Here is an 11,988-nt window from a genome sequence, read left to right as displayed (position 1 = left end):
CAGGCGTGGGGTTTCCAGCGCAAGCGCGCTACTGAAGCGCGGCCACGCCTGCCCGCGCCGCGGCGCGGTCCACGGCGGCGATCACGGCCTCGGGCGCCACGTGGTGGGGCATGTGGCCGATGCCTTCGAGGGTCGTCATGTGCAGGCTGGGCAGGCGCGCCTCCAGCCCCTCGGCGTGCAGCGCGTAGGGCACGATTTCATCCGCCGTTCCATGCACAGCCTCGATCGGCGCGGTGATGGCGGCGTAATGCGGCTGGATCGCCCGGACGTGGCCCAGCAGATCGTTCACCTGCTCGGCGTTGGCCACCAGTGAGTCGCGCCGCAGGGTGAGCCCGACGCCGACGTAGGACTCGTAGCCTTCCGGTGGATCCTGCGGGGCGAAGATGCTGCCCAGCACGCGGTCGGCGTTCTCTTCCCGGCCGTAGGCCGCCAGCAGCGGCGCCACGACGGCTTTGCCGAAGCGGCTGTCCATCAGCGCATACCATCCGCCGAGCCCGGTTTCCCAGGGCGTGGTGACGGCGGAGACGAGAACGACGCCCTGCACCGTCCGGGGCCGCTCGACGGCCCATGCCAGCGCCACCGCGCCGCCGTAGCTCTGGCCCAGCACGATCGCGCGTTCGATCCCCAGCCGCTTTGCGGCCTTGTCCAGCAGGATGGCCTGCTCGGAGGGGCTTTCGGCGGCATCGGCGTTGAAGCCCTCGGCATAGGCGGGCAGGCGATTGGTGTAGCCGAGGCCGGGCCGGTCGAAAACGGTGACCCGGTAGCGCCCTTTCAGCCTGTCCACGAGATCGAAGGTGAAATCGCGCAGGTTGCCGCTGGCGCCGTGCACGAAGATCAGGTCCGGCCCCTGACCGGCGGTGAAGGCATGGACCTGCGTGCCCTCCACGTCGATCAGCCTGCCGATCGGCGGGTAGGCGGCCTCGGCGGCGGCCTCGCGGGTGGCGGCCCGCTGATCCACATAGGCCCCGCAGCCCACGAGGGCGGCGAGGAGCAGCGGAAGGAGGATCTTAAGAGCCGATTTCATTCAGGTCGAAGGGCGTGGTCTGGTAAATCTCGTTGATCCAGTTTCCATATAGAAGATGCGCGTGGCTGCGCCAGCGGTTCAGCGGTTTCTTCGTCGGATCGTCGTCCGGGTAGTAGTTCAGCGGCACGTTGATCGGGGTGCCGTTGGCCACGTCGCGATCGTATTCCTGCTTCAGCGTGTCGCTGTCGTATTCGAAATGGTTGAAGATGTAGATGGCGCGATGCGCGGGATCCTCCACCAGGCAGGGGCCGGTCTCGGGGCTGCCCAGCAGGATGCGCAGGCCTTCCCGGGCCTCGATCTCTTCCTGCTTCATCTCCGTCCAGCGCGAGACGGGGATCACGCAATCGTCGGAGAAGCCGCGCAGGAAGGGCGAGGCGGGGGCGAGGTTCTGCTGGCGGAAGCAGCCGAAGGCCTTCGCCGGCAGCATGTGTTTCTGCACGCCGTGGAAATGGTTGATCATCGCCATGCCGCCCCAGCAGACGCCGAAGGTGGAATGCACGTTGGTCTGGGTCCAGTCCATCACTTCGCAGAGTTCGTCCCAGTAGGTGACCTCTTCGAAGGGCAGATGCTCGATCGGGGCGCCGGTGATGATGAACCCGTCGAACTTGCGCTCCTTCACCGCCTGGAAGGGCTGGTAGAAGGCTTCCATGTGGGCGGGCGCGGTGTGCCGGCTCTGGTGTTCCGTCATGCGGATCAGCGAAAGCTCGATCTGCAGCGGCGTGGCGCCGATCAGGCGGGCGAACTGCGTCTCCGTCTGGATCTTCTTGGGCATCAGGTTCAGCAGCCCGATCTTGAGCGGGCGGATGTCCTGGCGGGCGGCGCGGCTTTCGTCCATCACCATCACGCCTTCCTGCGAGAGGACCTCGTAGGCGGGAAGGGCGGTGGGGATGGTGATGGGCATGGATCGGCCTCCGGGTTGCGTTGGAACGGCTCAGATAATCAGAAATTCAGCGGGCCTCAAGGGTTTCGGCGATCAGCGCATCGAAGGCCTCGGGGCTGTCGGCCGCCTCGATCTGCTCGGCGGAGACCTTGATGCCCCAGTTCCTCGCCATGGCGGCGTAGCGCGGCTGGCGGTGGGCCAGCGCTCGCGCATAGGCGCTGCGCACGAAGTGATCCGGATCAACTTCGGCTTCTCCCACGTTGTTTTCGCGCAGGTATTCCTGCCAGACCTCATGCAGGAACTCGGGCTGGTAATACATCGGCTTGGGGGCGCGGTCGAAGCGGCGGATCAACTCTTCGGTATGGGCCTCGCTGCCTTCGATCCAGATCATCAGCGTGTTCTGCGCAAGGGCGGTGAGCACCTCGTCTTCCGGGTCTTCCGGGTCCACAACCTCGCAGATCGAGCCGCCGGAGTCGCAGACGAAATTGTCGTAGCCGTAAAGCGTCTTGGCGCGGTCGATGAAATGGGCCGTATCCAGCAGGGCGTTGATCTCGGCGTGGCGGTGCAGGCTCTGGCGGCGCATGTATTCGAGGAAGGGCAGGCCGCCCTTCTCGGGGTTGCCGGGCTTGCCGAGATAGGTGGAGAGCGGCGCGAGGTTGTTGAAGGTGATGTTGGAGGCGATGTAGATCGAATCCGAGCGCAGAAGATCGGCGAGGAACGGGTTGCGCATCGCCTCGGCCTTGAAGTTGTCCACGATGTGCTCGCCCATGTAGCGGGTGCCGATCCGGTAATCCACCGAGTAGTGGAACCAGCCACCGGAGGCGCGCAGCATGTTGGAAACATGGGTTTTTCCAAGGCCGGACATGCCGAAGAGCAGAATGCGCTTCTGCTTGGCGTTCAGCCAGTCGCTCGCGGTTTCGTAGATCATCTCTTGCCTCTTGCCTGCACTGGTTTCGTGCCTAGCGGGCCGCGCGGCTTTGGTCAAATGGGCAATCGGGCCGGGGCCGCGGCGGCCACGAAAAAGCCCCGCCGGAGCGGGGCTTTTCCGATGTCTTGACGTGATCCGCGGCAGATCAGAAGCGGTAGCCGATGCGGATACCGGCGGCGATTGCGGAGTTGTCGTTGAACTCCAGCTTCTGCACGGGATCGGTGCCGGCCGGGCCGGCGAAGGTTACGTATTGATCGCCCGGAACCACGTATTCCAGACCGCCGGACACGACCCAGTTCTTGGGCGAGGTGTAGGTGGCGGCGATGCCGATGCTCTTGGAGCCGGTCGTCGGCGCCAGGGCGGTGGTGGAGGGGCGCGTGCCGGCGCTCTCGTAGCCGGCCACCAGGGCGACCGACCACTCTTCGTTCAGGCGGCGGCCGATGCCGAGGCGGTAGGTGATGGTGTCGTCGTCGAAGTTCACCCACTCGATATCACCGGCGAGGCCGGGCGTCGTCAGGTTGAAGCCGCCCCAGCCGACCCAGCGCACGGAGCCGAACAGCAGCGTGTCGGGCGCGACGCCGGTCTGGAAGTCGAGGTTCACGCTTTCCGGGAATTCCACGGTGAAATCCGTGGGCATCGACGGGGCGAGGGTACCCGGCGCGACGAGCTGGCTCATGGTGCCGTCGAAATCGACGTTCGTTGCGGTGGCGTAGGTCAGGGCCACGCGCAGGGCGATGTCCGGGCGCTCGTAGGCCACGCCCACGACGCCGCCCCAGTTGTAGTCGCTGTCGGCGTCGAGGATGCCGTCACCGGACTGGATGATGCCGTTCACGGAGAGGCCGCGCAGACCGCCGTGGATGCTGAAGCCGTTGCCGACGTTGTATTGCGCCAGCATGGTGATGGCGCGGCTGTCGATGTCGGCCTCGGCGTCATAGGGCAGGGCGCCGCCGCTGCCGATGTTGCTGAAGGGGCCGTCGGCATAGAGCACGTGGGCGCCGAAGGGCTGATCCACGATCACCGCCAGATCCCAGTTCTCGTTCAGCTCGTGCTTGTAGCCGAAGGACAGCTGGTTGTACGTCTGCGCCACGTCGCTGGCGGAAGTGGACCCCACGATCACCGAGCCGCCGCCGGCGGTGATGTCGGCCTTGCCGTCAACGCTGGGGTTGATGTTGGCGAAGGTGAACTGGACGTAGTTGCCCTCTTCAAAGAGGATGTTCACGCCCTGACCTGAGCGGTCGATGCCGCCGGCATGCGCCAGCGAAGTGGTTGCCAGCAGTGCGGCAACCGTGATGGAAACACGTCTCATCTTTAATCTCATCCCTACCGTGTTTTTATTGGTGTGCGGCAACACTACGCACCGCGCCGATTTTCCGTCAATTTGTGACGCCACGTCATGGCTTTGATTGGCGAAAGGCGTGGCAAAACGCACGCAGGTTCGCCGCAAAACCTTAAGAATTAACGAGTTTCTCGCAGGATATTGAGGTAATTCGCCCCGAAGATCAGGGCCGCGCCGGCAATTACCCAAACGTCAACTTGCTCGCCGTAGAGCGCCATCCCCACCAGGGCGACGAGGGGGAGGCGGGCGAAATCCACCGGCATCACGACCGCCGCCGGCGCGAGGCTGAGCGCGGTGGTGAGGCAGAAATGGGCGAACAGCCCGGTGGCCCCGACCAGCATCACCCAGGGCAGAAGCGCCCAGGTGAGGGGGGCGATGTCGCCGTCGTAGCCGGCGCAGATGAGGCCGAAGAGCGTCTGGGTGACGGTGAGGTAGAAGAGGATGCAGGTGATGCTTTCGCTTCGGGTGAGGATCTTGGTGAAGAGCGCGGAGCCGGCGAAGCCCACTGCCGAGCCGGCGGCACAGAGCACGCCGATGCTCACCTCGTTCACACCGGGGCGCGCCACGAGGAGGATGCCCATGAAGCCCACCAGCGCCGCCGTGGCGCGGCCGCGGGTGAGCGCCTCGCCCAGCACCAGCGGCGCCAGCAGGATCACCCAGAGCGGCGTGGTGAACTCCAGCGCCACCACCTGCGCCAGCGGCGCCACGCCGATGGCGTAGAACCAGAGGTTCTGGCCGGTGAAATGGCTGACGTTGCGGGCGATCTGGAGGTGCAGGTTCCTCGTGGTGATCTGGCCCAGCGTTCCGGCCGCGCCGCCGACGGTGAGCACGACGATCACTCCGAAGATGCTGCGGTAGAGCATCAGTTCGAAGGTGTCGAGATGGCCCGTCACCGCCCGCCCGCCGATGGCCATGGTGGTGAAGGAGAAGATCGCGCCGATCATCCACAGCGCGCCCTGGATGGGCCTTGGCTCGCGCATGGGGGCGTCTACTCCGCCACGGTGCAGCAGCCCGGCGAAAGCGTGCCGGTGGACGGGTCGAACAGCTCGACGGTGAGCGGGAAGCTGGCGCCCCCGGCCGCGCAGGCGGCCTCGTTCACCCGCACCACGCGGGTTTCGGCTTCCGAGGCCAGAGCCTGCCAGGCGGGCCAGCCCTCGGGGCCGCGCGCGATGGCGGAGGCGACGAATTCCACGAGTTCGGGGCTGCGCAGCTGCGCGACCGGGCCGTAGAGCCCGAGCGTCCAGCTGCCGTCCTGCGCTTCGCAGGCCAGGGGCGGCAGCCCCTGCGCCCCGGCGGGAAGCCCCGCGCAGGCGGCGGCAAGGCCGATGGCGGCTCTGGCCATGAGGTTGCGCATGGAGGCTCCCTGTCCGGCGCGCCCGGTGGCGCGGCTCATTCCCACTCGATGGTGCCCGGCGGCTTGGAGGTGATGTCGTAGGTGCAGCGGTTGATGCCCTTCACCTCGTTGATGATGCGCGTCGCGGTCTCGCCGAGGAACTCGTGGCTGAAGGGGTAGTAGTCCGCCGTCATGCCGTCCACCGAGGTCACCGCGCGCAGGGCGCAGGCGTAATCGTAGGTGCGGCCGTCGCCCATCACGCCCACGGTGCGCACCGGCAGGATCGCCACGAAGGCCTGCCAGATCTCGTCATAGAGCCCGTGCTTGCGGATCTGGTCGATGTAGATCGCGTCGGCCTCGCGCAGGATTTCGAGCTTCTCGCGGGTGATCTCGCCGGGGCAGCGGATCGCGAGGCCCGGCCCGGGGAAGGGGTGGCGGCCGATGAAGCTCTGCGGCAGGCCCAGTTCGTGGCCCAGCGCGCGCACCTCGTCCTTGAACAGCTCGCGCAGCGGCTCCACCAGCTTCAGCCCCATCTTCTCGGGCAGACCGCCCACGTTGTGGTGCGACTTGATGGTGACGGACGGCCCCCCGGAGAAGGAGACGGATTCGATCACGTCCGGGTAGAGCGTGCCCTGCGCCAGGAACTCCGCGCCCTCGATGGTGTCGGCGTGCTTCTGGAACACGTCGATGAACAGCTTGCCGATGATCTTGCGCTTGGTTTCCGGATCGGACACGCCTTCCAGCTCGCCAAGGAACAGCTCGCTTTCGTCGGCGTGGATCAGCTGGATGTTGTAGTTGTCGCGGAACATCGCCACGACCTCTTCGGCCTCGTTCTTGCGCAGCAGGCCGTGATCCACGAAGACGCAGGTCAGCTGATCGCCGATGGCCTCGTGGATGAGCACCGCCGCCACCGAGGAATCGACCCCGCCGGACAGGCCGCAGATCACCTTCTTGTCGCCCACCTGGGCGCGGATGGCCTCGATCATCTGCTCGCGGTAGGCGCCCATCGTCCAGTCGCCGCTGAAGCCGGCGATGCGGATGAAGTTCTCGTAGAGCGTGCGGCCGTTGGGGGTGTGATGTACCTCGGGGTGGAACTGCACCGCGTAGAAGTTGCGCGACAGATCGGCGGTGATTGCGTAGGGCGCGTTGGGCGAGGTGCCGTAGACCTCGAAGCCCGGCGCCAGCTGGCTGACGTGATCGCCGTGGCTCATCCAGACCTGTTCCTTGCCGTCAAGAAACCATCCGTTGAGAAACGGAATGCGCTCGCCGGCCGGGCTCACGTAGGCGCGGCCGAATTCGGCGGTGCCGTGGCCGCTTTCCACCTTGCCGCCCAGCTGGTGCATCATCACCTGCTGGCCGTAGCAGATGCCGAGGATCGGCACGCCCAGCTCGAAGATCCCTTCCGGGGCGCGCGGGCTGCCGTCGCGGGTCACGCTGTCGGGGCCGCCGGAAAAGATCACCGCCTTGGGCGCCAGCTTGGCGACGAGATCCATCGTCACGTTCTGGTAGGGGTGGATTTCGCAATAGACATTCAACTCACGCAGACGGCGCGCGATCAGCTGCGTCACCTGGGAGCCGAAATCGATGATCAGGAGGGTCTCGTGGGATGTGCTCGTCATGCCTGCCGCAATAGGGCCGGGGGGCGTTTCATGCAAGCCCGTTTCGCCCCTGCGTGCCCGCCATTCCCGTGGGGCAATGTCGTTTCTTTTCCCCAGAGGACGCAAAACCGAGGGGCAGGCGGGGCGGCAGGCAGTAAGTAGGCTGGCAGAAAGAGCCAGAGAGCGAGCCCAAGGAGGTATGGAGATGGCCGAAGCAGCAACCCGGCGGCGTGGACGTGGCGGTGGCGGTGCGGCACGGCGTGCCGAGCGCACGGCGGTGCGGATCGAGACCGCGCGCTTCATCGAGCGCAATATCCCCAACCTCGAGCTTCTGAACGAAGAGGCGCTGCAGATCATCGAGGCCAACGCCGAAACGGTGCTGGAAGAAATCGGCGTGAACTTCCCGGAAAACCCGGAGGCGCTGGAGCGCTGGCGCCAGGCCGGCGCCATGGTGGAGGGCGAGCGCGTGCGCCTGCCCAAGGGGCTGGCCCGCAAGCTCTGCGCCACCGCGCCCGGACGCTTCACCCAGCACGCCCGCAACCCCGAGCGCAACGTGGAGATCGGCGGCAGGAGCCTCGTGCTCGCGCCCGTCTACGGCCCGCCCTTCGTGCGCGACGAGCACGGCCGCCGCTATGCCACGATGGAGGATTTCCGCAAGTTCGTGAAGCTGGGCTACATGTCCAAATGGCTGCACCACTCCGGCGGCACCGTCTGCGAGCCCACCGACGTTCCGGTGAACAAGCGCCACCTCGACATGCTCCACGCCCACATGACGCTCTCGGACAAGCCCTTCATGGGCTCCGTGACCGAGCCGAGCCGGGCACAGGACAGCGTGGAGATGTGCGAGATCCTCTTCGGCAAGGAATTCGTCGCCGAGAACACGGTGATGACCTCGCTCATCAACATCAACTCGCCGCTCACCTTCGACAACGTGATGATGGGCGCGCTCGAAGTCTACGCCCGCTCCAACCAGGCCTGCATCATCTCGCCCTTCATCGTGGGCGGCGCGATGGCGCCGGTCTCGGTGGCCGGCACGCTCACGCAGGTGCTGGCCGAGGTGCTGGCCGGCGTGGCCTACAGCCAGCTGATCCGCCCCGGCGCGCCTGTGATCTTCGGCGCCTTCGTCACCTCGATCGACATGAACTCCGGCGCGCCCACCTTCGGCACGCCCGAGGCCAGCCAGATCCTCTACGGTGCGGGCCAATTGGCGCGCCGCCTCGGGCTGCCCTTCCGCTCGGGCGGCGGGCTCTGCGGCTCCAAGCTGCCGGACGCCCAGGCCGCCTACGAAAGCGCCAACACCCTGAACGCGGCCCTGCTGGGGGGCGTGAACTTCATGCTCCACGCCTGCGGCTGGCTGGAAGGGGGGCTCGTGGCCTCCTTCGAGAAGTTCGTCCTCGACGCCGATCAGCTCGGCGCGCTGCACAAGATGGCCGCCGGCGTGGCGATGGACGAGAACGGGCAGGGCATGGACGCGCTGCGCGAGGTGGGGCCGGGCGGCCACTACCTTGGCTGCGCCCACACCCAGGCCAACTTCAAGGATGCCTTCTGGCGCACTGAGGTGCTCGACTACAAACCGTTCGAGACCTGGGACGAGGAAGGCGCGCGCGACAGCCGCGCATTGGCGAGCCTGCGGGTCCAGAAACTGCTGGACACCTACCAGCAGCCCGCGCTGGATCCGGCGATCGCCGAGGCGCTGGAGGCCTATGTTCGCCAGAAGAAGGAAAGCATGTCGGACGCCTTCATCTAGCCGCCTCAGCCGTCGTCATGGGCGGCGGCGCTGGTGAGCCGCGCTTCGCTGATGAGCGCGGCAAGCAACTGGATATGACGGGTGATGCTGTAGGTGGCATCGCCCGTTTTTCTTTTCGTTTCCATGGTTTGCTCCGCACCGACAAGGGCTTGCAGGCAGCCGGCCATGTCCCGCGGGGAGAGCAGGCCCAGCAGCCGCGGAAGATCGCGGCTGCGGTTGTAGTTCAGGCAGACATGCTGGGCCGCCGAGAGCAGCAGGCGGGGGCGGCGGATGGCGGCGAGCAGAGGGGCCGGGTCGTCCATCGGATCTCCTTTCCGGATGAAGAAAGCGCGTTTCCGAATGAGTGAAGCACAACTCAAGCGGGTGTTGCGCGCGGGGGGCTCCCTGCGTTCGGGCCACTTCTCGCTTGTTTAGACTTTCGCAACAAAATCGGAAAAAGAGGCAGATTTTAATAAAAGAGTAACCAAACGGAAAAAAGACTGAGCGCCGAATTTCGCGCCAAAATAATGGCTTATGAAGCGAAGGGAATGTGGATAACATGAAGGAGGGGGTCAGCGCACATGCGGGCGAAGGGTTTCCGGACTGGGTGCCGATGGAGGCCCAGCTCTACCTGTTCCACACCGAAAGCGGGCGTTCGATCCGGTCCTTGGCCAGGGGGGCGGGCTGCCATGCCTCCACCGTCCTGCGCCAGATCCGCAAATACGAGGCCCGGCGCGAAGATCCCCTCGTGGACCGGGCGCTTCTCCGATTGGGCCGCAGGCATCTGACATCGCAGCAGTCTCATCCCCCAAAGGAGACTTACACGATGACACACGTCGACAAGGAGAACATCGAGCGGCAGGATGACGCCCACTTCCGGGCGGAGGCACAGCGGGTCCTGGCCCGCCTGCTTCCGGAGGGCAGCTTCCTGGCCGTGGCCGCGCAGATGGAGAACGCGGTCGTGATGCGCCCCGACGAAGCCGGAGAGCCTTGCCGGGTGGCCGTCGTCCACCGGGACGTTGCCGAGGGGCTGGCGCTGAAGGAATGGATCGCCGCCAGCGGCGAAGGCCGCGTGCGCCGCTACCGCATCACCGCGCAGGGGCGCAGCTGGCTCAAGGCGCGCCGGGGCGAAACCGCGCGGGCCGGGCTCGAGGAGGGGCCTGCGGGTTTCGACTTCCCTGCCTCCGGCGGGCCCGGCCGTCCGGTGGTGGCGGAATCGCCGCTGGCCATTCTCGCCCGGCGCAAGGATCGCAACGGGCGGCCCTTCCTGACGCCGGAGCTCGTGGCCGCGGGCGAGCAGCTGCGCGAGGATTTCGAACTGGCGCAGGTCGGGGAGCGCACCTGCCAGAACTGGGATCATTTCCTCACCGGCGCGGCGCAGCCCACGGGCGGGGTCAGCGATCTGGCGGCGGCCGGCCCGGCGGCGGCGCGGGCGCGGGTGATGAGCGCCCTGCGCGAGCTTGGCCCAGGCCTCGGTGACGTGGTGCTGCGCTCTCGAAGGCATGGAGCGCGCCGAGCGCCGCATGGGATGGTCTGCGCGCTCGGGCAAGATCGTGCTGCGCATCGCGCTGCAACGCCTGCGCCGCCACTACGACGAGATGGTCGGCCCCCATGGTCCGCTGATCGGCTGAGCCACCCGCACCCGCTTCTTCTTCACGATGCGCCCACGAAAAAGCCCCGCCGGATCGGCGGGGCTTGATCTTTGTTCAGGAAACCGGGCCTCAGGCGGCGGCGGTCTTGGCGTCCTTCAGCCAGGCCAGCACGTTTTCCGGTGCGGATTCGCCGTAGGGGTCTTCGGGGTGGTTGTCGGCGCGGCCCGGCTCTTCGAACCAGGCTTCGATCACGCCGTCGTTCACCACGGCGGCATAGCGCCAGGAGCGGGCGCCGAAGCCGAGATTGTCCTTGGCCACGAGCATGCCCATCTTGCGGGTGAACTCGCCGGAGCCGTCCGGGATCACGCCGACGTTCTTCAGGCCCTGGGATTCGGCCCATTTGTTCATCACGAAGCTGTCGTTCACCGACAGGCAGTAGATCGCGTCGATGCCCTGGGCGGCGAAATCGTCGAAGCCTTTTTCATAGCCGGGCAGCTGGTAGGTGGAGCAGGTGGGGGTGAAGGCGCCGGGCAGGGCAAAGAGCACCACGCGCTTGCCGGCGAAGTAGTCGGCGGTGGTCTTGTCTTCCCACTTGAAGGGGTTCGGGCCCTCGATGGACTCGTCGCGCACACGGGTGTGGAAGGTGACGTCGGGGAGGCGCACGCCTGCTTTCATCGCTCTGTCCTCTTTCCTTCTTGAAGGATCTGAAATTGCGAGCGAGCAGCTAGCGCGAATCCCCGGCGGGGGCAATCGGCGATTGCGCATGTCCGGCCCATGCCCGGCGCATGGCGGGCGCGGATGGCAGGGGGATGGCCCGGTGCGCGGGTGTCGGCGCACCGGGCCGAAGGCTCAGGCGTTCTCGTCGGCGGCCGTGAGCCCCGCGGCATGGACGATCCCGGCCAGCGCGCCGCCGGCGAGCGGGGCCACGATGAACACCCAGAGCTGCCCCAGCGCCGCGCCGCCCACGAAGAGCGCCGGGCCGATGGAGCGGGCCGGGTTCACCGATACGCCGGTCACGTTGATGCCCACGAGATGGATGCCCGTCAGCGTGAGGCCGATGGCAAGCCCTGCCATGGCTGCCGGGGCCGAGGCCTGCGTCGCGCCGAGGATCACGGTGACGAAGACAAAGGTGGCGATGAATTCGAACAGCAGCGCGGCCATGAGCCCGTATTCGCCGTTGTTGCCGGGCCCGAAGCCGTTCTGGCCCAGACCGTTGGCGGCGACGGTGAAATCATCGGAGCCTGATGCGATCACATAGATCGCCAGCGCGCCCAGCGTGGCGCCGATGATCTGGCTCACGGCATAGGCGATGAACTCACCGGCGCTCATCCTGCCGGCCAGCATCACGCCCAGCGAAACCGCCGGGTTCAGATGCGCGCCCGAAATCGCGCCGATGCCGTAGGCCGCCGCCACGATCGACAGGCCGAAGGCCACGGCAATGCCGTGGAAACCGATGAAATCCCCCATCAATACGGCCGATCCGCAGCCGAAGAAGACGAGGATGAAGGTGCCCAGCACCTCGGCGAAGTTCTTTTTCATAAGTCCCTCCCTGAATTGGCGGGCATGTGGTG

The 11,988-nt window shown here is 66.5% G+C and carries 12 protein-coding genes; 2 read left to right on the top strand and 10 right to left on the bottom strand.

Going from position 1 to position 11,988, the window contains the following annotated elements; translation table 11 throughout:
• Positions 1 to 28 precede the first annotated feature (28 nt).
• The 7 genes from PSA7680_RS03230 to guaA form a co-directional block, all read right to left on the bottom strand.
• Positions 29 to 1,024 carry an alpha/beta fold hydrolase gene (locus tag PSA7680_RS03230; RefSeq protein WP_085867222.1) on the bottom strand — a complete coding sequence of 332 codons (996 nt, stop codon included), beginning with the start codon at positions 1,022 to 1,024 and terminating at the stop codon, positions 29 to 31.
• Complete coding sequence (gene metA, locus PSA7680_RS03225; protein ID WP_085867221.1) at positions 1,008 to 1,925, bottom strand: homoserine O-acetyltransferase MetA; 918 nt, start codon at positions 1,923 to 1,925, stop codon at positions 1,008 to 1,010. Before metA ends, PSA7680_RS03230 begins: the two co-directional genes overlap by 17 nt.
• Positions 1,926 to 1,971: 46 nt before the next feature.
• Positions 1,972 to 2,832 carry an ATPase gene (locus PSA7680_RS03220; protein ID WP_085867220.1) on the bottom strand — a complete coding sequence of 287 codons (861 nt, stop codon included), beginning with the start codon at positions 2,830 to 2,832 and terminating at the stop codon, positions 1,972 to 1,974.
• A gap of 145 nt (positions 2,833 to 2,977) precedes the next feature.
• Positions 2,978 to 4,138, bottom strand: a complete 1,161-nt coding sequence (locus tag PSA7680_RS03215) for an OmpP1/FadL family transporter (protein ID WP_085867219.1) — start codon at positions 4,136 to 4,138, stop codon at positions 2,978 to 2,980.
• A 149-nt stretch (positions 4,139 to 4,287) separates the two neighbouring features.
• Positions 4,288 to 5,148: a DMT family transporter gene (locus PSA7680_RS03210; protein WP_085867218.1), complete on the bottom strand. Its 861-nt coding sequence runs from the start codon at positions 5,146 to 5,148 to the stop codon at positions 4,288 to 4,290.
• 8 nt (positions 5,149 to 5,156) lie between these two features.
• A complete protein-coding gene (locus PSA7680_RS18685; protein ID WP_085867217.1) occupies positions 5,157 to 5,522 on the bottom strand; it encodes a hypothetical protein in 366 nt (121 codons plus the stop codon).
• A gap of 35 nt (positions 5,523 to 5,557) precedes the next feature.
• A complete protein-coding gene (guaA, locus tag PSA7680_RS03200; RefSeq protein ID WP_085867216.1) occupies positions 5,558 to 7,120 on the bottom strand; it encodes a glutamine-hydrolyzing GMP synthase in 1,563 nt (520 codons plus the stop codon).
• Positions 7,121 to 7,304: 184 nt separating this feature from the next.
• Here guaA and PSA7680_RS03195 point away from each other — a divergent pair, with 184 nt between their 5' ends.
• Complete coding sequence (locus PSA7680_RS03195) at positions 7,305 to 8,846, top strand: trimethylamine methyltransferase family protein (protein WP_085867348.1); 1,542 nt, start codon at positions 7,305 to 7,307, stop codon at positions 8,844 to 8,846.
• A gap of 5 nt (positions 8,847 to 8,851) precedes the next feature.
• Here the strand turns inward: PSA7680_RS03195 and PSA7680_RS03190 are convergent, their stop codons facing one another.
• Positions 8,852 to 9,148: a DUF6477 family protein gene (locus PSA7680_RS03190; RefSeq protein WP_085867215.1), complete on the bottom strand. Its 297-nt coding sequence runs from the start codon at positions 9,146 to 9,148 to the stop codon at positions 8,852 to 8,854.
• Between the two features lie 236 nt (positions 9,149 to 9,384).
• Here PSA7680_RS03190 and PSA7680_RS19130 point away from each other — a divergent pair, with 236 nt between their 5' ends.
• Positions 9,385 to 10,524 carry a DUF6456 domain-containing protein gene (locus tag PSA7680_RS19130; RefSeq protein WP_503128324.1) on the top strand — a complete coding sequence of 380 codons (1,140 nt, stop codon included), beginning with the start codon at positions 9,385 to 9,387 and terminating at the stop codon, positions 10,522 to 10,524.
• Positions 10,525 to 10,546: 22 nt separating this feature from the next.
• On the opposite strand, the gene PSA7680_RS03180 is transcribed toward PSA7680_RS19130, so the two are convergent.
• Complete coding sequence (locus tag PSA7680_RS03180; protein WP_085867214.1) at positions 10,547 to 11,092, bottom strand: peroxiredoxin; 546 nt, start codon at positions 11,090 to 11,092, stop codon at positions 10,547 to 10,549.
• A 174-nt stretch (positions 11,093 to 11,266) separates the two neighbouring features.
• Positions 11,267 to 11,956: an aquaporin gene (locus PSA7680_RS03175; RefSeq protein WP_085867213.1), complete on the bottom strand. Its 690-nt coding sequence runs from the start codon at positions 11,954 to 11,956 to the stop codon at positions 11,267 to 11,269.
• Positions 11,957 to 11,988: the final 32 nt, after the last annotated feature.

It is taken from the genome of Pseudoruegeria aquimaris (assembly GCF_900172235.1).
Lineage (GTDB): Bacteria > Pseudomonadota > Alphaproteobacteria > Rhodobacterales > Rhodobacteraceae > Pseudoruegeria > Pseudoruegeria aquimaris.
Note: the sequence above shows the minus strand (reverse complement) of the source record. Positions and strands in the feature narration are given on the sequence as shown.